This is a genomic window from Pseudomonas sp. Z4-20 (genome assembly GCF_051131955.1).
In the GTDB taxonomy this organism is placed as follows: Bacteria; Pseudomonadota; Gammaproteobacteria; order Pseudomonadales; family Pseudomonadaceae; genus Aquipseudomonas; species Aquipseudomonas marvdashtae.
The window spans coordinates 1739632-1760203 of sequence record NZ_CP071641.1 but is presented as its reverse complement, the minus strand read 5'-3'; the positions used below and the strand labels follow the sequence as shown (position 1 = coordinate 1760203).

At 60.3% G+C, this 20572-nt stretch carries 24 protein-coding genes; 3 read left to right on the top strand and 21 right to left on the bottom strand.

Annotation, left to right across the window (positions count from 1 at the left end):
* Nucleotides 1–4: 4 nt before the first annotated feature.
* Complete coding sequence (locus tag J3P82_RS08210; protein WP_434562121.1) at nucleotides 5–988, bottom strand: 2-dehydro-3-deoxygalactonokinase; 984 nt, start codon at nucleotides 986–988, stop codon at nucleotides 5–7.
* 175 nt (nucleotides 989–1163) lie between these two features.
* Here J3P82_RS08210 and J3P82_RS08205 point away from each other — a divergent pair, with 175 nt between their 5' ends.
* Entirely contained in the window at nucleotides 1164–1796 is a 633-nt protein-coding gene (locus tag J3P82_RS08205) for a glutathione S-transferase family protein (protein ID WP_434562119.1), read from the top strand.
* Nucleotide 1797: 1 nt separating this feature from the next.
* Here J3P82_RS08205 and J3P82_RS08200 read toward each other — a convergent pair whose 3' ends face one another.
* Nucleotides 1798–2280, bottom strand: coding sequence for a GNAT family N-acetyltransferase (locus J3P82_RS08200; protein ID WP_434562117.1), 483 nt, complete (start codon nucleotides 2278–2280; stop codon nucleotides 1798–1800).
* Between the two features lie 166 nt (nucleotides 2281–2446).
* Between J3P82_RS08200 and J3P82_RS08195 the strand changes: the two genes are divergently transcribed.
* Together J3P82_RS08195 and J3P82_RS08190 are read left to right on the top strand one after the other, a co-directional pair.
* Nucleotides 2447–2785, top strand: coding sequence for a hypothetical protein (locus tag J3P82_RS08195; protein ID WP_186640778.1), 339 nt, complete (start codon nucleotides 2447–2449; stop codon nucleotides 2783–2785).
* A 42-nt stretch (nucleotides 2786–2827) separates the two neighbouring features.
* Nucleotides 2828–3208, top strand: a complete 381-nt coding sequence (locus J3P82_RS08190; protein ID WP_434562115.1) for a Rho termination factor N-terminal domain-containing protein — start codon at nucleotides 2828–2830, stop codon at nucleotides 3206–3208.
* Between the two features lie 50 nt (nucleotides 3209–3258).
* Here J3P82_RS08190 and araH read toward each other — a convergent pair whose 3' ends face one another.
* From araH to fabG, 19 genes are all read right to left on the bottom strand, one after another.
* On the bottom strand, nucleotides 3259–4227 hold the full coding sequence (gene araH / locus J3P82_RS08185) for an L-arabinose ABC transporter permease AraH (protein WP_025214842.1): 969 nt from the start codon (nucleotides 4225–4227) through the stop codon (nucleotides 3259–3261).
* Nucleotides 4228–4236: 9 nt separating this feature from the next.
* Nucleotides 4237–5781: an L-arabinose ABC transporter ATP-binding protein AraG gene (gene araG, locus J3P82_RS08180; RefSeq protein WP_434562113.1), complete on the bottom strand. Its 1545-nt coding sequence runs from the start codon at nucleotides 5779–5781 to the stop codon at nucleotides 4237–4239.
* 75 nt (nucleotides 5782–5856) lie between these two features.
* The gene (locus J3P82_RS08175) at nucleotides 5857–6861 is read right to left on the bottom strand and encodes a substrate-binding domain-containing protein (RefSeq protein ID WP_434562111.1); all 1005 of its coding nucleotides are present in this window, start codon (nucleotides 6859–6861) and stop codon (nucleotides 5857–5859) included.
* Between the two features lie 175 nt (nucleotides 6862–7036).
* Nucleotides 7037–7855 (bottom strand): SDR family oxidoreductase, encoded by an 819-nt coding sequence (locus J3P82_RS08170; RefSeq protein ID WP_434562109.1) that lies wholly within the window; start codon nucleotides 7853–7855, stop codon nucleotides 7037–7039.
* A gap of 235 nt (nucleotides 7856–8090) precedes the next feature.
* Entirely contained in the window at nucleotides 8091–8966 is an 876-nt protein-coding gene (locus J3P82_RS08165; protein ID WP_434562107.1) for an SMP-30/gluconolactonase/LRE family protein, read from the bottom strand.
* A complete protein-coding gene (locus J3P82_RS08160; RefSeq protein ID WP_434562105.1) occupies nucleotides 8963–9709 on the bottom strand; it encodes a FadR/GntR family transcriptional regulator in 747 nt (248 codons plus the stop codon). The genes J3P82_RS08165 and J3P82_RS08160 overlap by 4 nt, the downstream gene beginning before the upstream one ends.
* Before the next feature lie 92 nt (nucleotides 9710–9801).
* Nucleotides 9802–10362: a DUF1285 domain-containing protein gene (locus J3P82_RS08155; RefSeq protein WP_434562103.1), complete on the bottom strand. Its 561-nt coding sequence runs from the start codon at nucleotides 10360–10362 to the stop codon at nucleotides 9802–9804.
* Nucleotides 10363–10377: 15 nt separating this feature from the next.
* Complete coding sequence (locus J3P82_RS08150; protein ID WP_434562101.1) at nucleotides 10378–10983, bottom strand: DUF4823 domain-containing protein; 606 nt, start codon at nucleotides 10981–10983, stop codon at nucleotides 10378–10380.
* Between the two features lie 105 nt (nucleotides 10984–11088).
* A complete protein-coding gene (locus J3P82_RS08145) occupies nucleotides 11089–12057 on the bottom strand; it encodes a GTP 3',8-cyclase MoaA (RefSeq protein WP_434562099.1) in 969 nt (322 codons plus the stop codon).
* A 138-nt stretch (nucleotides 12058–12195) separates the two neighbouring features.
* A complete protein-coding gene (locus J3P82_RS08140) occupies nucleotides 12196–12834 on the bottom strand; it encodes a TetR/AcrR family transcriptional regulator (RefSeq protein WP_186611511.1) in 639 nt (212 codons plus the stop codon).
* A 386-nt stretch (nucleotides 12835–13220) separates the two neighbouring features.
* The gene (locus tag J3P82_RS08135) at nucleotides 13221–14015 is read right to left on the bottom strand and encodes a TatD family hydrolase (protein ID WP_434562097.1); all 795 of its coding nucleotides are present in this window, start codon (nucleotides 14013–14015) and stop codon (nucleotides 13221–13223) included.
* Between the two features lie 11 nt (nucleotides 14016–14026).
* On the bottom strand, nucleotides 14027–14383 hold the full coding sequence (locus J3P82_RS08130; protein WP_186640799.1) for a PilZ domain-containing protein: 357 nt from the start codon (nucleotides 14381–14383) through the stop codon (nucleotides 14027–14029).
* Between the two features lie 42 nt (nucleotides 14384–14425).
* A complete protein-coding gene (locus tag J3P82_RS08125) occupies nucleotides 14426–15412 on the bottom strand; it encodes a DNA polymerase III subunit delta' (RefSeq protein ID WP_434562095.1) in 987 nt (328 codons plus the stop codon).
* Nucleotides 15405–16037, bottom strand: coding sequence for a dTMP kinase (tmk, locus tag J3P82_RS08120; protein ID WP_434562093.1), 633 nt, complete (start codon nucleotides 16035–16037; stop codon nucleotides 15405–15407). The genes J3P82_RS08125 and tmk overlap by 8 nt, the downstream gene beginning before the upstream one ends.
* Before the next feature lie 20 nt (nucleotides 16038–16057).
* Nucleotides 16058–17218, bottom strand: a complete 1161-nt coding sequence (gene mltG / locus J3P82_RS08115) for an endolytic transglycosylase MltG (RefSeq protein ID WP_434562091.1) — start codon at nucleotides 17216–17218, stop codon at nucleotides 16058–16060.
* A 3-nt stretch (nucleotides 17219–17221) separates the two neighbouring features.
* Nucleotides 17222–18037, bottom strand: a complete 816-nt coding sequence (gene pabC, locus J3P82_RS08110) for an aminodeoxychorismate lyase (protein WP_434562089.1) — start codon at nucleotides 18035–18037, stop codon at nucleotides 17222–17224.
* Nucleotides 18037–19281, bottom strand: a complete 1245-nt coding sequence (gene fabF, locus J3P82_RS08105; RefSeq protein WP_434562087.1) for a beta-ketoacyl-ACP synthase II — start codon at nucleotides 19279–19281, stop codon at nucleotides 18037–18039. The genes pabC and fabF overlap by 1 nt, the downstream gene beginning before the upstream one ends.
* A gap of 108 nt (nucleotides 19282–19389) precedes the next feature.
* Nucleotides 19390–19626 carry an acyl carrier protein gene (gene acpP / locus J3P82_RS08100; RefSeq protein WP_003175607.1) on the bottom strand — a complete coding sequence of 79 codons (237 nt, stop codon included), beginning with the start codon at nucleotides 19624–19626 and terminating at the stop codon, nucleotides 19390–19392.
* Between the two features lie 191 nt (nucleotides 19627–19817).
* On the bottom strand, nucleotides 19818–20561 hold the full coding sequence (gene fabG, locus J3P82_RS08095) for a 3-oxoacyl-ACP reductase FabG (protein WP_434562085.1): 744 nt from the start codon (nucleotides 20559–20561) through the stop codon (nucleotides 19818–19820).
* Nucleotides 20562–20572 lie beyond the last annotated feature (11 nt).

Sequence of the window (20572 nt, the reverse complement as noted above, 5' to 3'; positions counted from 1 at the left end):
AGGTTTAACGCAATGCGGCGGCGTCGAGCAGCCCGGCCGCCACGGCCAGTTGCCACAACCCACGTTCGGTGGCCTGTTCGGCCAAGGTCACCCGGGCGAAACCGCAGGCGTCGAGGGCCCGTTGATAACGGGCGCAGAGTTGAGAGTTGCCGATCAGCACCACCGTCGGCAGGTGCACGCTGTTGCGTCGTTGGCGTTGCGCCGCGGCCAGGGCCGTCAGCTCATGGCCGATCAACAGGCCGGAGAGATAATCGGCCTGGGCGCTGGCGCCAAGTTCGCCGGTCAGCCCCAGGCTGCGGGCACTGAAGACGGTGGACAACGGGCCGATCTGCCCCTCCGCCGACAGCGCCACCTGCACGCCACGGTCAAAGGCCAGGCCATCGAACGCCGCGCCGCGCTGCTGGGTACGGCCGAGGATGCTGTGGTCGCTGAGCACGGCGAAGATCTCGCCGGTCATGAAGGTGTCGAAATGCACAATGCAGCCATCGGTGACTTCCGCCCACTTCGAGTGGCTGCCCGGCAGGCCGATCAGCACCGCTTCGTTCGGCAGGCTGTGCAAGGCGCCAAGCACTTGGGTTTCTTCGCCACGCATGACATTGGGCAAGCGTGAACGCTGGATCACGCCGGGCACGATGTGCACATTGACACCGCGAAGGCTGCGAACGGTTTGTAGGGAATGTCCGAGGTTGGCTACGTTTGCAGGCGTGTCGCAGTAAGGCGCTTCGCGCCAGCCTTGGGCGCTGCCGACCATGCCGCAAGCAATGACGGGCAGGCTCGGCTGTGCATCGAGCCAGTCGCCGCAGGCTTCATCGAAAGCCAGCTCGAACCCATCGGTGCACTCCCGGCCGGCCACGGTTCGCGGCCCGGACGGTAACTGCATGATCCCCGACGACAGCGAACGCTGTTCGAGCACCTCGCCACCAGCGGCGAGTTTGTAAGCCCGTAATGAGGTAGTTCCCCAATCGAGCGCGATCAATTGCGCCTGCATCCGCTTCACCTGTTCTGTTTATTTGGCAGTGAGTGAGACGGACTATAAACCCGAGCACGGGAAAATCTCAATATATAAATATCACTCCCATATATTGGGATATATCAGTGATAGTCGCCATCCGTCCCAGACCCTGCTACGTTTTTGATCGGACGCCAAAAACTCAGGAAAGAACATGGAACATCGACTGAAGATCCTCGGCCGCACCTCCTCGATCAACGTCAGAAAAGTACTGTGGACCTGTCAGGAACTGGACCTTTCCTACGAACGCGAAGATTGGGGCAGCGGCTTTGCCTCGCCCCATGACCCGGCCTTCCTGGCGCTCAACCCCAACGCCCAGGTGCCGGTGATCATTGACGAGAACGGCGTGCTCTGGGAGTCGAATACCATTTGCCGCTACCTGGTCGGCAAACATGGGCGCAGCGATCTGCTCCCCATCGAGCCTGCCGCACGGGCGCGTGTAGAACAGTGGATGGACTGGCAAGCCACGGAGCTCAACCCGTCATGGGGCGATGCGTTTTACGGACTGGTGCGCAAACACCCGGACTTCCAGGACCCACAGCTCATCGCCGCCGGGGTTAAACGCTGGAACAAGACGATGGGGTTGCTGGAGGATCAGCTGAGTCGCACCGAAGCCTATGTGGCCGGCGCGGATTTCTGCCTCGCCGACGTGCTTATCGGCCTGTCCGCGCATCGCTGGCGCCAGACGCCCATGGAGCGTCCGGACTATCCGGCGGTGGCCGCCTACTGCAAGCGGCTCGAACAACGCCGCGGATTTGCCGAGTACGCGTCCAGCGCATACGCGTAAATCAGTTGCCGTTGGCAAAATCCCGGAGCACTTTGCCGTCCATCCGATAGCGCACCCACTCCTCCTGCGGTTGCGCGCCGAGGGACTTGTAGAACTCGATGGCCGGCGTGTTCCAGTCCAGCACGCTCCATTCGAAGCGACCGCAATCGTTGTCACAGGCGATCTTCGCCAAGTGTCGCAGCAGCGTCTTGCCCGCCCCGCCACCGCGCTGTTCGGGAGTGATGTACAAGTCTTCGAGGTACAGGCAGTTGCTGCCCAGCCAAGTGGAGTAACTGAAGAAGAACACCGCAAAACCGATGGGCACGCCATCACGCAGGCAGATCAAGCCGTGGGCGGTTGCGCCTTCACTGAACAGGCTGCGCTCGATATCGGTCACACTGGCGATGACTTCGTGGCGGGCTTTCTCGTAATCGGCAAGCTCAGTGATGAAGGCAAGGATTTGAGGCGCATCGCTAGGTTGCGCGGGACGGATCTCGATCGACATGAACGGGCCTTGTAGCCAATTGAAAGCGCCATACTAAGCCGCTACGCGGTGCTCGTCACATCTTCTGGACAAGGCTTCCAGTGTGCCATTCGTCGCCGCCCAGGCACCAACCTCGCTCCAGCGCGGCCAAAAATCAGGCAAGCATTCCAAAAATGGAGGCGACACCATGATTTATTCAAGGCTGACTGCGTTCACATTCGCTGCACTGCTATCTTCGGCTGCTTTGGCAGCGTCGACTTCTGGCACCGGGCCGACCGACCCGGTCCAGGCTCCGAATTCGCCCGCCACGCAAGGCTTGCCCAAGCTGAACACCGACGGTACCGGTGGCTTGAACAATGGCCAGCCGCCCGCCACGGGAACCGATCCACGCGTCCAGGGTAACGACACCGGTCGCCAGGGCGGCATGAACACCCCGGACTCCACCGCCCCTGACAATGCCGATACCGGCGTGGGTTCGAAAACCACCACCGGCGGTTCCGGCTCGGAAGGTGGCGCGAGCCAGTAGTACGGGCCGCCGCTCTGCTCATACATTGAGGAGGAACACTTCATGCCTCGTGGAAGCAAAGAGAAGTACACCGACGAGCAAAAGCGCAAGGCCGAGCACATCGAAAAAAGCTACGAGCAAAAAGGTCTGTCTGAGAATGAGGCCGAGGCTCGGGCCTGGGCTACGGTCAACAAGCAATCGGGCGGCGGCGAGCGCTCCGGTGGGTCCGGGAAGAAAAAGTCCGTCGGGGAAAAGCAATCCGATCGCAAGGAATCGGCCCGTCGTGCCGCCAAGACCCGCGAAGGGCATCCGCGTACCAGCAAAGCCTCCCATGAGGCCCAGACCGTGGACAGCCTGATGAAAGAAGCCCGGGCGAAGAACATTCCCGGGCGTTCGAAGATGCGCAAGCAAGAGTTGGTCGAAGCGTTGCGCAAGGCGGGATGAACGATGGCGTCAAGGACGACGCCATCGAGCAGGCCTGCCGCGGAGGGTTATCAGCGCTGTTTCAACCGGTCGATCACCACCGCCAGCAGCAGGATCGACCCGCGGATGACGTATTGGTAGAAGGTATCGATGTTCTTCAGGTTCATCGCGTTTTCGATGATCGCCAGGATCAGCACACCCGCGATGACGTGGCGAATCATGCCAATGCCACCACTTAATGAAACCCCACCCAGCACGCAAGCCGAGATGACGGTCAGCTCGAAGCCCTGGCCGATCATCGGTTGGCCCGAGGTCATGCGCGACGCCAGGATTACCCCGGCCAGCGCGCCGATCAAGCCATGCACGGCGAAGATGATGATCTTGGTGCGATCAACGTTCACCCCCGCCAACAACGCCGCTTCCTGGTTACCACCGATGGCCATGGTGTTGCGCCCGTAGGTGGTGTAGTTCAGCAGCCAGCCGAAAAACAGGAAGCAGACGATGGTGATCAGGATCGGCACCGGCACGCCGAACAACTGGCCGTTGCCGAAGACGAAGAACGATTCCTGCGACACACCCACCGCCTTGCCATTGGCGAAGATGTAGGCCAGCCCGCGAACGATCTGCATGGTCGCCAGCGTCGTGATCAACGCGTTGACCCGCAGCTTGGCAATCACGATGCCGTTGATCAGGCCGACGATCAGCCCCATCGCCAGCGCTGCGCTCACGCCCAGGAACACGCTGTTGGTATCGCGCATCACCACCGCCGCGACCACACCGGCACAGGCAATCACCGAACCGACCGACAAGTCGAAGTGCCCGGACGCCAAGCAATACAGCATGGTGCAGGCGGCGATGCCGGTGGTGGAAATCGCCAGGCCCAGGCCGCGCATGTTCAGCGGAGACAGGAAGTTGTCGATCATCAAGGTGCAGAGCACGAAGATGCCGATGGCCGCCAGCAGCATGACCCAGTCGTCGAGGAAGCGGCGCAGGTCCAGGGGTTTGCGTGCCGTTGGCAGTGCATTGTTTTGAATGGTCATGATTACCTCTCAGTTCGCCGCGTCGGCAACGCGTTGGCGCGGCAGCGCCAGTTGCAGCAGGTTGGATTCGTTGGCCTGGTCACGTGGCAACTCGCCGCGCATGGCCCCTTCGCACAACACCAGGATCCGGTCGGAAATGCCCATCACTTCCATCAGGTCGCTGGACACCACAATCACCGCGATGCCATCGGCCGCCAGGTTGTGGATGATCTGGTAGATCTCGGCCTTGGCGCCGATGTCGATGCCGCGTGTCGGCTCGTCCAGCAGCAAGACTTTCATCGGCATGGACAGCCAGCGTCCGAGGATCGCCTTCTGCTGGTTGCCGCCGGACAGGTACATGATTTTCTGGCTCGCCGCCGGGGTCTTCACCTTTAGCGCCTTGATCTGCTTGTCGGCGTTGCCCCGCTCCCAATCGCCACGCAACAGGCAACCGAGCGTCGAGTGGGACGGACGCGCGCTGATGTTGATGTTCTCGCCCACGCTGCCCAACGGAATGATGCCTTCCTTCTTGCGGTCCTCCGGGCAGAGCAGCACGCCAGCGGCGATGGCATCCCGTGGCGAACGCAGCTTCAGTTCCTTGTCGTGCAGGACGAGGCTTCCCTCGCTCTGGCGCTCCAGCCCACTGAGCAAGCGAAACAGCTCGGTACGCCCGGCACCGACCAGCCCGAACAAGCCGAGGATTTCGCCCTTGTGCACCTCGAAACTCACCGGTTCGCGCAAGCCCGGCCCCAACAGGCCCTTCACTTGCAGCGCCACAGCGCCGCGCTCCCGCGGGCGGTAGTCATAGATGTCCTGGATATCGCGACCGACCATGCAGGTGACGAGTTGATCGTGGGTCAATTCGCTCATGTCTTCAAAAGTCCGGACGTAACGACCGTCCTTGAAGACCGTCACCGCGTTACAGATGCGGAACACTTCTTCCATGCGGTGGCTGACGTACAGCACCACTTTGCCCTCGTCCCGCAGGCGGGCGATGATCGCCATCAAACGGTCGATTTCCCGGGCCGAGAGGCTGCTGGTCGGTTCGTCGAAAGCAATGACATGGGCGCCACGGGACAAGGCCTTGGCGATTTCCACCAGTTGCCGCTGGCCGAGGGACAGGCGCCCGACTTTTTCCTGGGGGTCGATTTCGTCGGCCAGGCCTTTGAGCAGCGTCAACGCCTGCTGGCGCAGCACACCGCGATTGACCAGGCCGAAACGCGCCGGCAAGTGACCAAGGAACAGGTTTTCGGCGACGGTCATTTCCGGCACCAGGTGCAGTTCCTGGTGAATCACCGCCACACCGCTGGCGATGCTGTCGGCGGTGCCTTTGAAGGCCATCGTCTGTTCGCCGATCTGCAAGTCGCCGCTGCTCGGAATGTAGGCGCCACCGAGGATCTTGAGCAGCGTGGATTTGCCCGCGCCATTTTCGCCCATCAAGGCATGAACCTGCCCCGGATGGGCGACGAAACTGATATTGGCCAGCGCCTGCACGCCAGGGAAGGACTTGCCGATCCCGTTGAACCGCAAGCTGCCGCCGATGTTGTGTTGCCGTGTCGCTGTTTGCGCTTGCATAACCACCTCGAACTTACAGAGATCAAGCGGCCCGGTCACGCCTGTGACCAGAGCCGCTTTTGAATCAACCGACCGTCAGTTCCACAGGCCGATTTTTTCCAGCTCCTGCTTGAAGTTCTCCCGGGTGATCAGCGTCACCTCGTCCATGGCGGTGTACTTCGGCGGCTCCTTGCCGGCGGTGATCCACTCGTACATCATTTCGGCGGTCTTGTAGCCTTCGATGTGCGGGCTTGGCAGCATCGAACCGAAGAAGCCGCTGTCAGGCTTTTTCAATTCGCCGATGGCGTCGGTGCCGTTGATGCCGATACCGATCACGTTGGCTGCCTTGAACCCCGCCGCTTCGGTGGCGCGCACGCCGCCCAGCACGGTGTTGTCGTTCATGCCGCCGATGATCAGGTTTTTCGCAGCGCTTGGCAGCTTCACCAGTGCCGAGTTGGTGGAGTCCATGCTGCCGGGAACGTCGAGGGTCTTCAGCGCGGAATAAAGGATATGGTCTTCCGGCATCCCGGCTTTCTTCAGGGCATCGACCGAACCGTCGGTGCGCTTCTTGCCGGTGTCCAGCTCGTTGAAGGTGTTGATCACCGCGTAGGTGTCCTTCCAGTCCCAGTTGCGTTTTTTCGCTTCGGCGGCCATCGCGGCGCCTTGCTTCTGGCCCACCTCGAACGCAGCCATGCCCAGGTACGGCACGTCTTCCATGAATTTGCCGTTGGCGTCGACGAAACGGTCATCGACGGCAATCACCTTCAGATCGTTGAGCTTGGCCTTGGCCATGATGGCCGGGCCGAGGGACACGTCTGGCGGGCAGATGACGAAGCCCTTGGCGCCGTTGGCGGCGAGGCTGTCGATGGCTGAAAGGGTTTTTTCGCCGTCAGGCACGGCGATCTTGATCAACTGGAAGCCTTTGTCCTTGGCCGCCTTCTCGGCGAACGCCCATTCGGTCTGGAACCAGGGCTCCTCGGCCTGCTTGACCAGGAAACCAATTTTTACCGCATCGTCCGCCAGCAGATGGCTGCTGAGACTGAACGCGGTAACCGCCAGGGCGGCACGACACAGGGAACGGATCCCACGACGATGTTTCATAGCTGACTCCTTGTTTTTTTTATTGAAAGCCAAAACGTCCAGGGATCTGCTCCACGTTGGTGGAAATGCGCAGGCTGGCCGGTCAAATCGTGTTACTGCACAGCATAGGTCTAAATAGTCATATCGTATGATGATTGGATTACAGGCGAAGTTTCCCACCGCAACCCAAGAATATTCAGTCGTGGTACATGACCGAACGTCCACCATCGATGGTGATGCATGAAGCATTGATAAAAGGGGCTTCGTCACTGGCCAGGAACACCGCCGTCATTGCCACTTCGAGTGGCTGGCCGATGCGCCGAGGCGGGTGCAGATCCAGTGCACGCTGGCGTTCGGCATGGGGATCGGCGAAACCGTTCCAGTAATCGACATTCAATTGAGTCTCGATGTAGCCCGGCGCAATGGCATTCACACGGACACCCTTGGGCGCGTACTCGATGCCCAGGGCGCGGGTAAGACCGAGCAGGCCGTGCTTGGCCACCGGGTATGGAAAGCAACCGGGAATGATGTGGGACGAATGGGTCGACGCGATGTTGATAATGCTGCCCACGGCTTGCTCGATCATTTGTGGCAGCACCGCCTTGCAACCGTACCAAGCGCCATCCAAATCTATGGCAAAGCAGCGGCGCCAGTCTTCCTCGGTCATTTCCAAGGGGTCGCGAAACACATTGACCCCGGCGCAATTCACCAGCACGTCGATGCGACCGTGCAGTTCAACGGCGCGACGGGCCATGGCGTGCAGATCCTGCTGGTTCGAAACATCGACTCTGAGCGCCTGTACGTCCGCGCCCTGGCCACGCCAATGGGCGGCGACGGCCTCGACTTTTTCCGCCTGGATGTCGCTGATCACCAGCCGCGCCTGTTGTGAAGCAAACGCAGCAACGATCGCCTCGCCAATGCCTTGGGCAGCGCCGGTCAGCAGCACGACCTTGCCTTTCAACCGTTCGCCCTGCGGCGGCTTCGGCACCGGTGGCAAGCAAAGCGCTTCAGCCATGGACCTGGGCTCCCGTGGTAAGGCACGAGAAAAACCGGGCAACCACGGGTGACCGGTCAGGAAACTGCAGGGCGATGAGTAGCTGGCGAACGCCGCTGGGGCGTCCGGGGGGAACTCGATGCATCGCTTCACCTTTTGTTTTTTTAAGTGTGAGTGCGTATTGCTGATGGAGCCGACTATAAACCCGACCGCCAAATAATCTCAATATATATATTTACATCCCATATTTTGGGATCTATCCGGCAAACCTTGTGCAAGCCACTCCCGGCACGTCCACTCGCATCGACAGCACCGCACCGTCAAGCGGATGGCCTACAGGGCTTTGCGCGCTGGTGATGTACAACGTCTTGAGGTCTTTACCACCAAATACGCAGCTGGTGGGGCGACTGACGGGCAACTCGATCACCCGATCGACGTAGCCGTCCGGGTGCAACCGCAGCAGGCAACTGCCATCCCAGCGGGCGTTCCAGACGTACCCTTGCGCATCCATCGCCGAACCGTCCGGCCCGCCACGGGAATGGGGCCCGAACCAGACTTCAGCGGGCGCCAGCTTGCCATCGGGGTAGATGAAGTGCCGGTACAGCGTCCCGTCCATGCTTTCGCCGAAATAAACCGTCGTGCCGTCAGGACTCCACAGCAATGTGTTGGGGATGCCCAGCCCGCGCAGCAGCGGCATTACCCGACCATCGACTCCGACACGGAACAAGCCGCCGGAACGCCGCTCAATGGGCAGGTCTTCGCCATTTTCACCAATGTTGTTCTGCATGGTGCCCAGCCAGAGCTGGCCCAGCGAATCACAACGGGCTTCATTGGCGCGGTTGCCTGGCTGGGGATCGGCCATGCACAACAGCTTCAGGCGTGGTTCCAGCCCAGGCGAATCCAGGTCCAGCCGATAGACACCACTGCTCAACGTCACCAACGCATCGCCGCTCTGGGTCGGGATGAAGGCGGAAACGTGCTCGGGCATCTGCCAGATCTGTACGTTCGCGCCGATCAGGCGCAGCGCTTGCTTGCCGGCGATATCAACCCAATAAAGCGCCTGGGTCGGCTCATCCCAGAATGGCCCTTCGCCCAATTTTGCCCGATGCTCCGTGAGCGCCGTCCACCTCATTGAAACCTCCCGTTCCCGGCTTTCCCGGCGTTGTCAGTTCGACCGGCCATGACATCAGGGTAAAAACGCTTGATGGCCAAGTCTGCATTATCGATCAAGGTCATGCAGGCCCAGACGCCTCGCGCCGCGTCACGGGCGGCGATGGCGTCGGCGATCTCCTTGTGGATCGGCAAGGTGCGGCGCAGTTCGTCCGGATCGGCAGCCGATACCTCGAACGAGACCGCCAGCAGCGCGCCCAATGCAGGGACCATCTGTTCGATGAATTGATTGTGGCTGGCGGCCAGAATGCACTCATGAAAGAACTGATCGGCGCGGTTGTAATCAGCGCCACTGTCCACCGCCCGTTCCAGCGCATGATAGGCCAAGCGGATCGCCTGCACCTGGTCGGCCGTCGCCCGTTCGCAGGCCCAGCGCACCGCCATGGGTTCGATGGTGCGGCGCAGGTCCAACAGATCGTCGACGAAATTTTCCGGCAGGCCACTGCGTGACAGCCAGCCTACTACTTGGGGATCGAACAGATTCCAACGGCGCACCGGCAATACCCGCGTGCCGACTTTCGGCCCCACTTCCAGCATGCCCTTTGCGACCAAGGTCTTGATGGCCTCACGGATGACCGTGCGACTGACGCCCAACTGCTCGCCCAAGTCGGCCTCGACCTTGATGGTTTGCCCAGGCTTGACCTGGCCAGCGGCAATCCAGCCACCCAGCCAATCGACGGTCGACGCATGAAAACTGCTGGACATGAACACCCCGTGGGCTTTTCTTATCAGGCGCCCACGCTAATCATCATATGATTGAGTGTCAATTTGAATTTTTGCCCTTCCAAGGTTGAGGATCAGGGTTCGAGGCCTATGGGAAAGAACACGCCGCCGCTCCAGACGCCCAACCACCGCTGGCCGTCGATCTCGCGGCTGACCGCCAGCTCGACCAACTGATAGAAGACGTTGCGGTGAATCAGCGCTTCCAGGTTGCTGCGCACATGGATGTACGGAGCGGGCTCCTGGGTCTGGGGATCGATCACCACTCGCATCGGATGTTCGGATCCAGCTTCGGTGGATTCATCGACATTAGTAGTAAAGCGCAACAACTGCCCTTCTCCCCGCCCCTCGACCTCCAGGGTCACAGCCACGAATGGGGCGTCGTCCACCTTGATGCCGACTTTTTCCACGGGAGTGATCAGGAAGTAATCATCGCCGTCGCGGCGAATGATGGTGGAGAACAGCTTGACCATCGGCTTGCGTCCAATGGGCGTCCCCAGGTAGTACCAAGTGCCGTCACGGGCGATGCGCATGTCGATGTCGCCGCAGAAGTCGGGGTTCCACAAGTGGACCGGCGGCAAGCCTTTGGTCTTGGGAATCTGTCCCAACAGGTCATTGGCTTTTTGCGGTCCGCTCATGGTGACTCCTTCTGTTTATTCGTCGCTCATCCCCAGCAGGCTGCGGGCATACTCACGCAAGGGCGCGGCGATGAGGTCTTGTGGCTGCTTGTCGTGCAACGTCAGCAAACCGCCACGGCTCTTGATACGTGCAGTATCAATCAAATACTGGGTACTGGTCTCGATCAACATGATCTGAATCACGCTGGTATCGACGCCGAGGCGATCCACAGCCTCTTCATCCAGCCATTCGTCGGTAGTGCCGATGCGGTTGTCCGCCTTGGCGAATCGGGTATACAGCAAATAATGGGCGCCGGCGGCACGCGCTTCGCCCATAGCCTGGTCAAGCCCTTCGGGGACCCGGGCGCGACGAACCATGGGGAAATATTCAACGAAACCGTTGAAGGCTTCTTCAGCCACGACGTTGGGACGTGGATAGGCGCTGCCTGGCGGAGCGAAGGCCCCCTGGGCGATATAGATAAAGGAATCCGGCTGGATGCGCAGGTTGTTCACACGACGACTGTCGCTATGGTCTAACAGGCCGGCATCGCTCATGTGATAACGAACACCCTCCCCCATGTCGCTGACATTCATGCAGCCACCCAGCGCCAAAACGGCCAGCAGCAAAAACAGGCTACGCATCCTACCCTCCAAAGACCGGTGACGGAAAACCGGCGAATGGCCACGGGATGCAGCTTTTGCGCCAGCTCGCAGGATGGTTGGATTTATTGCCTCGGAAATCCCCGATCAGCCGCCGATGATTTTCATGATGGTTGCACCGCCGGAGAATGCCACTTCCTGCTTGTCTCCCAGCGCCTTGACCAGCAAGCGCTGCAGCGCCGGCAGCGCCTGATGGCGGGGTTTGTCCAGCAGATCGCCGACAAAATGACGATTGCTCGACGACAGGCAGCCGTGCAACCAACCCGTCGAAGACAGCCGCAGCCGCGAACAGGTACGGCAGAACGGCACGCTTTCGTTGGCGATCACGCCGAAGTGCCCCAGCCCCGGAATCTCATAACGCACTGCGGTGGCATCCACCGGCGCATCGGCCTGCAGGTATTCGTATTGGTCGCCAATCAGGCTCAGCAGTTGCTGGAGGCTGACGAACTGCTGGAGGAATGCATTCGAGTCCTTGGCCAAGTGGCCCATGCGCATCAGCTCGATGAAACGCAACTCATAGCCGCGCTCAAGGCAGTACTCCAGCAACGGCATCACCTGATCGAGGTTCTGCCCGCGCAACGGCACCATGTTGACCTTGATTTTCATTCCCGCCGCCCGGGCTTGCTCCATGCCGTCCAGCACGGTCGCCAGGTCGCCACCCCGGGCGATGCTGCGAAACGCGCCAGCATCCAGGGTGTCGAGGGAAACGTTGATACGGCGGATGCCGGCACTCACCAGCAAAGGCAGTTTTTTTGCCAGCAGTTGGCCGTTGGTGGTCAGGCTGATGTCGTCCAGCCCCATCTGCCCGACCGCCGTCATGAAGCGCTCAAGCTTGGGACTGACCAGCGGCTCGCCCCCGGTGATGCGCAACCGCTCGATACCGGCAGCTTCGATCAGGTAAGCCACGCCCCGCGCCATCGCCTCGGCCGACAGCTCATCCTGCGCAGCCACCAGCCGCTTGCCATCAGGCACGCAGTAGGTACAGGCGTAATTGCAGGCTGAAGTCAGGCTGATCCGCAAATTGCGAAAACGCCTGCCTTGACGGTCAACGATCATGGATCACTCCGGCGAAAGAAAAATCGGGCCCGCAAAACTTGACTTACAAATCAAATTTCCGCAAGACCCCAGCCCGAGTATATTCCTGGGGCGCCGCGCCATGTAAGCGGACATGGCGCAATTAAGCAGCTGGATGCCTCAACTGCTCGGTGTATCCGTATCGCGCTTGCGCTTGTTGCCCATGCGCACGCCGATATCCATCAGAAACTGGAAGAAGCCTTCCTGATCTTCCAACACATTGCTCCAGAACGGCGAGTGATACAGCGCCACCGCGCCGTGCACCAATGCCCAGGCAGCGCAGTAGTGGAAATAAGGCGGCACGTCTTCGAGCTTGCCTTCGCTGATTCGGCCCTTGATCAGCAAGGTCAGGCGTTCGAAGTTCGAGGCACGGATCTTGTGCAGCTCCTCAACCATCTCCGGCACCTGGTTACCCTTGACCACTTTCTCTTCGAGGCGGTCGAACAAGCGGTAACGCTGCGGGTCGCGCATGCGGAACTCGAAGTAGGCCCGGGACAGGGCTTCCTTGTCTTTGTCCACATCGGCTGAATGCAGCAGCTCGTTCAAATCGCGCTCGTAATCGAGCATCAAGCGCAGGTAAATCTCCGCCTTGGATTTGAAGTGTTTATAGATCGTGCCTTTGCCGATACCCACGGCATCCGCAATCATCTCGACGGTGACGCTGTCTTCGCCTTGGTCGAGGAACAACTTGAGCGCGGTGTCGAGAATTTCCTGCTCGCGGCGACGAAACTCACGGACCTTACGGGGTTCTTTATGCATAAGAAAAAAGGTCTGAAGGGTCAAAATTCGAAGCCGGGTATTATGCCTAACTTACGCAAAAATGCACGGATCATCCGCTCTCGGCGGCAGTTCTTCTAAAAACCGTGCGGACCCGACTCCCCCTGTACGCCACCACCCGCACCGTAACGGCACGCTTGGATGGCAGTGAGAACTTATCCGAAGCGAACGTATTCCAAATTTGTTTAAAAACCACCGCGGCTAAACTGGACGCGTCGCCATAGTGATCAATACTTGAACTGTCGGCGCGACATCTCCCCCAAGTGACGCGCCGATAAAGGTACCAACGGACCGCGTGCCTTTGTTTTACTCCTAATGGTCTTAACCCGGATTCACCCCCCAGAACCCGGGTTTTTTTTGCCTGCGATTCAAGCCCGTACCGAACGGACATGGGCCAATGGAAACAGGCGCTTGAAATTCTCCGTGGTCTGCTGGGCGAAACGCTCGTAGGATTCGCCGCGCAACATCGCCAGGAACTCCGCCACCTCCCGCACGTATTGCGGAAGGTTCGGCTTGCCGCGATACGGTATCGGCGCCAGGTAAGGCGAGTCCGTTTCCACCAGCAAGCGATCGGCCGGCACCTTGCTTGCAACATCGCGCAGGGCATCGGCATTGCGGAACGTGACAATCCCGGACAGGGAAATGTAATAACCCATGTCCAGCGCGGCCTTGGCCATGTCCCAATCCTCGGTGAAACAATGCAGCACACCGGCCTGGGGCAACGCCGCCTCTTGCAGCAGGGCCAGGGTATCGGCCCTGGCACCGCGGGTATGAATGATCACTGGCTTGCCCGTCTGTTGCGCAGCCTCCAGGTGTAGACGGAACGAAGCCTGCTGAACGTCGGCGGCCTCCGGTTCGTAGTGATAGTCGAGGCCGGTCTCGCCAATGGCGACCACCCGGGGGTGGTCCAGCTCACGCAGCAGCCAGTCCAGGGCCGGCGCAGCACCGGGCTGGACATCCAGCGGGTGGATACCGACTGAGCAATCGACGTCTTCGTAACGTTCAGCCAGGACTTTGACGTCGGCCGCATTGTCGGCGCTGACGCCAATGCACAGGAAGTGGCCGACGCCCCGTTGGCGTGCGGCATCCAGCGCAGCGTCCAGGGAGCCGCCATGGGCGGCAAGGTCGAGGCGATCGAGGTGGCAATGAGAGTCTACAAGCATAAGGGGCCAGGCTACATCGTATGGGTAGGACGGTCGGACTTGAGGGTTCCGGCCAGGTGGGTTTCGATCTGACTGCGGGCGGAGTTGTCGCCTTCATTGAATTGCACGCCGACGCCAGCGGCCCGATTGCCCTGGGCGCCTTTGGGAGTCATCCAGATCACCTTGCCGGCCACCGGGATTTTCTCCGGTTCGTCCATCAGGCTCAACAGCATGAACACCTCATCGCCCAAGCGATAGTTCTTGTTGGTGGGAATGAACAGGCCGCCGTTCTTGATGAAGGGCATGTAGGCGGCGTAAAGCACGGACTTGTCCTTGATGGTCAGGGACAAGATGCCATTGCGTGGCCCGGGACTGACAGGTTCGTTCATGCTGATCTCCGCTGCAATTGAGCTGAGTCTAGGCGCTCTCTGTCAGTTACGACCAGGCAAACTCGCCCATTGCACCAACAGTGCCTCCAGCAGCAACACGCGGTTGAGGTTGGCCTTGCTCAGCACCTTCTGACGTTGGGCAAGGATCCAGTCCTGAATGTTCAAGATTTTATCCTGGCTGCTTTTTTGCGCCAGGTATTGGATCACCTTGCGCATGTCTGCCAGCCCCAGGCCTGCCTCGTCCTCGGTGAGCTGATAACGCAGGACCAGGCTCGACCAGTCGCAGAACCAATCAAACAACAGCAGCAAGGGAATGGCGTTCCACCCCTCGGCCAGTTGCGTCGGAGATTGTTGCTGCTTGAGCAGTTTCTTCACGCCGTCCACCACCAGCGCCCGCTGCTCCCGCACACCCTGGGCCTGGAGGCTGACGGCGGCAAGCGGTGAACCGGCGGCCAGGGTCAGCAGTTCGACACGTTCTTCATCGGTGCTCCCGGGCAATGCCTGGCCCAGCCACTGCAGGCTGATCGCCTCGCTGGGCAACGGACAGGCCTGCTGCACGCAACGGCTCTTGATGGTCGGCAGCAAACGGCTGGGCTGGTGGCTGACCAGCAAAAGCACCGTATCGCCGGAAGGCTCTTCGAGGCTCTTGAGCAGTGCGTTCGCGGCGTTGATGTTCATCGACTCGACCGGCTCGATCAACACCACTTTGCGCCCGCCCATCTGCGCGGTCTGGACCACGAAACTGACCAGGTCACGGACCTGGTCGACCTTGATCGCCTTGTCCGCCTCTTCCGGCTCCAACACATAGTTGTCAGGATGACTGCCGGCCCTGAGCAGCATGCACGACTTGCATTCACCGCAGGCGTTCAAGGCCGTCGGAGCCTGGCACAACAAGCTTGCCATCAAGCGCTCGGCAAGGGCTCGCTTGCCGATACCGGCTGGGCCGTGCAACAGATAGGCATGGGCATGTTGCGAACGACCGGCCAGCTGTTGCCAGAGGCCGTCCTGCCAGGGATAGGCTTCAGCCACGGGTACGCTCCAGCAAACGCGGCAGCAAGCTGTCCAATGACTGCTGGACTTGCGTCAACGGCTGAGCGGCGTCAATCAACAGGTAATGCGCAGGATCGGCCTTGGCGCGCCCCAGGAAAGCATTGCGCACGGCATTGAAGAACGCCTGTCCTTCAAGCTCGAAGCGATCCAGGCGACCGCGAGCACTTGCGCGTGCGAGGCCGATTTCCACCGGCAGGTCGAAAACGAGGGTCAGGTCGGGCCGCAGGTCGCCTTGGACGAAAGACTCCAGCGCAGCGATACGTTCAAGTGACAAGCCTCGGCCTCCGCCCTGGTAGGCGTAGGTCGAATCGGTAAACCGATCACACAGCACCACGGCACCACGGGCCAGCGCCGGGCGAATCACTTCCGCCAGGTGCTGCGCCCGGGCTGCGAACACCAACAGCAGTTCCGTATCGGCGTTCATGACTTCGTCGGCAGGTGCCAGCAGCACCTCGCGAATCCGCTCGGCCAACGGCGTACCGCCCGGCTCACGAGTCAACACGACCTCGACGCCCGATGCCCGCAGGCGTTCGGCCAGGTATTCGCGGTTGGTGCTCTTGCCGGCGCCTTCGGGGCCTTCCAGCGTTATAAACAAGCCAGTCACGGGCGATCCTTAATTCAGTGTCATTGCGGGCTCGGCGGCTCGCTGGCGTTCGGTTCAGGGGCAGGTTCCTGCGGCGACACCTGAGGCACGGCTTCGGGCGCGGTATCAGGCGATGCGGCGGGAATCGGCGCCGAATCTTCCGGCGCAGCTGGAGCCGGGCTGGAGCGGTAGTCGGCACGGCGCTTGAGCTGATATTCGCGCACCGCGTTATTGTGCGTTTCCAGGTCATCGGAAAAGACATGGCTGCCATCGCCGCGCGCGACAAAGTAAAGGCTGTTGCCGTCGGCCGGGTTCAATGCCGCATGAATCGCCTCACGCCCGACCATCGCAATGGGCGTTGGCGGCAAGCCTGGAACGAGGTACGTGTTGTAGGGATTCGGTTCTTTCAAATGGGCCCGGGTGAGCTTACCGGTGTAGCGCTCCCCCAAGCCGTAGATCACGGTGGGATCGGTTTGCAACAGCATGCCCAGGCGCAGGCGGCGCACGAATACCCCGGCAATCTGGTCGCGTTCCTGGGGCACGCCGGTTTCCTTTTCAATCAGGGACGCCATGATCAATGCATGGTAGGGCTGGGTGTACGGCACATCGGCAGCGCGTTGCGCCCACTCTTTGGCAAGCACATCTTCCAGCCGATCGTAGGCTTTTCTCAGCAGGTCGACGTCCGACGTACCGCGCACGAATCGATAGGTATCCGGAAAGAACCGGCCCTCGGGAAATACCCCGGAATGGCCAAGACGCTCCATCACCTGGCTGTCGCTCAGGCCGGCAACGGTTTGCTCGAGCTTTTCAGCCTTGGCCAGCGCAGCGCGAACCTGACGGAAGTTCCAACCCTCTACCAGCGTCACGCTGTACTGCACCACTTCGCCGCGCTTCCAAACACCGATCAGGCCTTCCATGGTCATCCCCGGCGTCATCCGGTATTCACCGGAATGCAACGGCTGGCCGGCGAGGTTGAAACGCCAGTAGACCCGCAACCAGAACGCATCCTTTATCAGGCCATCAGCTTCGAGACGATTGAAGGTGCCGGTTGGCGTGGTCCCGTTGGGCACGTCGAGCAGTTCTTCCTGGGCGATGTTCAAAGGCTGCTGCAAAGCTGAATGAATTTTCCAGGCCGAAGCGCCCAACAACAGCCCCGCCAGAACCAGTCCGGTCTCTAGCAGCAACAAGAATTTACGTCTCACGAATCAGGCTTCCAATAGCGCACGGGCAAGGGACTGCAGTTTACGGGTGAGCGGGCCAACCGACCAGCGCGCCGAACCGCATCCGCGTACCGGCCACACGCCATACACGCTGTTGCAGACAAAGACTTCGTCGGCCTGGTGCAGCTGTTCGAGGCTGATATCGGTGATTTGCGTGGCGATGCCTTGAGACTCGGCTTGAAACAATAATTGCCCACGCATCACCCCGGCGACACCACAACGGCTCAAGTCCGCCGTGATCAGCGCTCCGTCGCGCACCATAAATAGATTGCTGAACACGCCTTCGATCACCCGCCCGGACATATCCAGCATCAAGCCTTCGGCGTGCTCGGTGTCGCTCCACTCGGCGCGGGCCAGCACTTGCTCAAGGCGATTGAGGTGTTTGAGGCCGGCGAGCAGCGGTTGCTCGGACAGGCGTGTAACGCAGGGGAACAGTTGAATGCCTTGCTCGGCATGGGCCAGCGGATAGGCGGCCGGCGGGCTGCCCTGCAAGATGCGGCGGGCCTGGGCCAAAGGATTGGCGGCGTAGCCCCGCAGGCTGTCACCGCGGGTCACGGTCAGTTTCAGGATGCCATCGCCAAGCTGCTGCGCATAGGCTCGCAGTTCGGCGTTCAACACCGCCTGATCGACACCGATTGCCAACCGTTGGCACCCCAGCGCGAGGCGTTGCAGATGGCGTTCCAGCAAAACGAGCTTGCCGTCACGCACGGCGATGGTTTCGAAAAACCCATCACCGTAGGCCAGGCCGCGATCTTTCAGCGACAGAGCGTCAGCCGGCTGACCGTCGACCCAGCTTTCCATCAACCGGCGAACCGGCGAAACACCAGCGAGCCGTTGGTTCCGCCGAAGCCGAAGGAGTTGGACAACACCACATCGATGTCCATGCTACGGGCCGTATGCGGCACGAAGTCCAGGTCGCAACCCTCGTCCGGCTCATCGAGGTTGATGGTCGGCGGCGCCACCTGGCTATTGATCGCCAGCACGCTGAAGATCGCTTCCACCGCCCCTGCTGCACCCAGCAGGTGACCGGTCATGGACTTGGTAGAGCTGACAGCCAGCTTGTAGGCGTGGTCGCCGAACACGGTCTTGATCGCCTGGGCTTCGGCCAAGTCGCCGGCCGGGGTCGAAGTGCCATGGGCGTTGATGTACTGCACCTGTTCGCCGTTGAGCTTCGCATCCCGCAGGGCGTTGGTGATGCAACGGGCAGCACCGGCACCATCGGGCGGCGGCGACGTCATGTGATACGCATCGCCGCTGGTGCCAAACCCGATCAGTTCGGCATAGATGGTCGCGCCGCGCGCCTTGGCGTGCTCCAGCTCTTCGAGAACCAGCGCTCCGGCACCGTCCGACAGCACGAAGCCATCACGGCCCTTGTCCCACGGCCGGCTGGCCCGGGCTGGCTCATCGTTGCGGGTCGACAGCGCACGGGACGCGCCGAAACCGCCCATGCCCAGGCCACAGGCGGCCATCTCGGCGCCGCCAGCAATCATCACGTCGGCTTCGTCGTACATGATGTTGCGCGCGGCCATGCCGATGCAGTGGGTACCCGTGGTGCAAGCGGTGGCAATGGCGTAGTTCGGCCCCTGTGCACCCAAGTGGATGGACAGGAATCCGGAAATCATATTGATGATCGAGCCCGGCACAAAAAACGGAGAAATCCGTCGCGGCCCCGAATCATGCAGCGTGCGGCTGGTTTCTTCGATATTGGTCAAGCCGCCAATACCCGATCCCATGGCCACGCCGATGCGTTCACGGTTGGCGTCAGTGACTTCCAGGCCGGCGTTACGCACCGCCTGGAACCCGGCTGCCAGACCGTATTGAATGAACAGGTCAAGCTTGCGAGCTTCCTTGACCGACAGGTATTCCTCGACATTGAAGTCCTTTACCGAGCCGCCAAAACGGGTGGAATAGGCAGAAAGGTCGGTGTGTTCGATCAGACCAATGCCACTACGGCCAGCCAGAATGCCCTGCCAGCTGCTCGGCACATCCGTGCCCAGTGGCGACAACATACCCATACCGGTGACTACGACGCGTCTACGCGACACAGCACTCTCCTTTTTCTAATGACGACTTTGCATCAGGCCTAAAGAAAAAACCGCACGCCGTAACGGCAGTGCGGTTTTTCCATGACAGCTAGCGACGACTAAAAACGATTACGCCTGGTGGCTGGTAACGTAGTCGATAGCAGCTTGTACAGTAGTGATCTTCTCAGCTTCTTCGTCAGGAATCTCGGTCTCGAATTCCTCTTCCAGAGCCATCACCAGCTCAACAGTGTCAAGGGAGTCGGCACCCAGGTCTTCAACGAAGGAAGCGGTGTTCACAACTTCTTCTTCTTTGACGCCCAGTTGCTCGGCAACGATTTTCTTGACGCGCTCTTCGATGGTGCTCATACCTTGTTTTCACTCCTAATGGACAAATTCAGGCAGCTGGCCGGTGGGTAAGTGTATAGAAAGACTTTTCAGTTTTTCAACCGAAAGCTTCACTCCTCGAACCCTGGGGCCCGCCGCCTATAAATAGATTGCAGCTTTATAACGGATTTTAGACAGCTCGTATGACATTTTTTTGAAGCAATCCGTCACATTTAACTCATGTACATCCCGCCGTTTACCGGGATTGTAGCCCCAGTCACGTATGCCGCACCGTCCGAAGCAAGAAAAGCGACCACCGACGCGATTTCTTGAGCTTGCCCCAGACGACCCAGCGGAATCTGCGTCAACAAGGCTTCACGCTGTGCTTCTGGCAGTTCACGGGTCATGTCGGTGTCGATGAAACCCGGTGCAACCGAGTTTACCGTAATCGAGCGCGAACCCACTTCACGCGCCAGCGCACGACTGAAACCTTCCAGGCCAGCCTTCGCCGCAGCATAGTTTACTTGGCCTGCGTTGCCCATGGCACCCACCACCGAGCCAATACTGATAATCCGACCCCAACGGGCCTTGGTCATGCCACGCAAAACGCCCTTGGACAGCCGATACAGGCTGTTCAGGTTGGTATCGATAACGTCGAACCACTCGTCATCTTTCATGCGCATCATCAGGTTATCGCGGGTGATGCCAGCATTATTGACCAGGATCGCCGGCGCACCGAACTGTTCCTGAATGCTTGCCAACACCGCCGAGACAGATTCGTCGCTGGTCACGTTCAGTTCAAGGCCGGTGCCCTGAATAGCGTTTTCCTTCAGGGTCGCGGCGATACGCTCGGCACCCGAAGCGGAAGTCGCGGTGCCAACAACGATGGCGCCTTGGCGACCCAATTCCAGGGCAATGGCCTGGCCGATGCCACGGCTTGCACCGGTCACCAGTGCAACTTTACCTTGCAGACTCATGCAAGCTTCTC

Excerpts from the sequence above, each read along its gene's own strand:
- fabG (WP_434562085.1), bottom strand. The coding sequence starts at position 20,561 with ATGAGTCTGCAAGGTAAAGTTGCACTGGTGACCGGTGCAAGCCGTGGC.
- J3P82_RS08200 (WP_434562117.1), bottom strand. The coding sequence starts at position 2,280 with ATGTCGATCGAGATCCGTCCCGCGCAACCTAGCGATGCGCCTCAAATC.
- pabC (WP_434562089.1), bottom strand. The coding sequence starts at position 18,037 with ATGGAAAGCTGGGTCGACGGTCAGCCGGCTGACGCTCTGTCGCTGAAA.
- J3P82_RS08210 (WP_434562121.1), bottom strand. The coding sequence starts at position 988 with ATGCAGGCGCAATTGATCGCGCTCGATTGGGGAACTACCTCATTACGG.
- J3P82_RS08155 (WP_434562103.1), bottom strand. The coding sequence starts at position 10,362 with ATGAGCGGACCGCAAAAAGCCAATGACCTGTTGGGACAGATTCCCAAG.
- J3P82_RS08195 (WP_186640778.1), top strand. The coding sequence starts at position 2,447 with ATGATTTATTCAAGGCTGACTGCGTTCACATTCGCTGCACTGCTATCT.
- J3P82_RS08160 (WP_434562105.1), bottom strand. The coding sequence starts at position 9,709 with ATGTCCAGCAGTTTTCATGCGTCGACCGTCGATTGGCTGGGTGGCTGG.
- J3P82_RS08145 (WP_434562099.1), bottom strand. The coding sequence starts at position 12,057 with ATGATCGTTGACCGTCAAGGCAGGCGTTTTCGCAATTTGCGGATCAGC.
- araH (WP_025214842.1), bottom strand. The coding sequence starts at position 4,227 with ATGACCATTCAAAACAATGCACTGCCAACGGCACGCAAACCCCTGGAC.
- araG (WP_434562113.1), bottom strand. The coding sequence starts at position 5,781 with ATGCAAGCGCAAACAGCGACACGGCAACACAACATCGGCGGCAGCTTG.
- J3P82_RS08175 (WP_434562111.1), bottom strand. The coding sequence starts at position 6,861 with ATGAAACATCGTCGTGGGATCCGTTCCCTGTGTCGTGCCGCCCTGGCG.
- J3P82_RS08135 (WP_434562097.1), bottom strand. The coding sequence starts at position 14,015 with ATGCTTGTAGACTCTCATTGCCACCTCGATCGCCTCGACCTTGCCGCC.
- J3P82_RS08130 (WP_186640799.1), bottom strand. The coding sequence starts at position 14,383 with ATGAACGAACCTGTCAGTCCCGGGCCACGCAATGGCATCTTGTCCCTG.
- J3P82_RS08205 (WP_434562119.1), top strand. The coding sequence starts at position 1,164 with ATGGAACATCGACTGAAGATCCTCGGCCGCACCTCCTCGATCAACGTC.
- J3P82_RS08190 (WP_434562115.1), top strand. The coding sequence starts at position 2,828 with ATGCCTCGTGGAAGCAAAGAGAAGTACACCGACGAGCAAAAGCGCAAG.
- acpP (WP_003175607.1), bottom strand. The coding sequence starts at position 19,626 with ATGAGCACCATCGAAGAGCGCGTCAAGAAAATCGTTGCCGAGCAACTG.
- J3P82_RS08170 (WP_434562109.1), bottom strand. The coding sequence starts at position 7,855 with ATGGCTGAAGCGCTTTGCTTGCCACCGGTGCCGAAGCCGCCGCAGGGC.
- J3P82_RS08140 (WP_186611511.1), bottom strand. The coding sequence starts at position 12,834 with ATGCATAAAGAACCCCGTAAGGTCCGTGAGTTTCGTCGCCGCGAGCAG.
- J3P82_RS08150 (WP_434562101.1), bottom strand. The coding sequence starts at position 10,983 with ATGCGTAGCCTGTTTTTGCTGCTGGCCGTTTTGGCGCTGGGTGGCTGC.
- J3P82_RS08165 (WP_434562107.1), bottom strand. The coding sequence starts at position 8,966 with ATGAGGTGGACGGCGCTCACGGAGCATCGGGCAAAATTGGGCGAAGGG.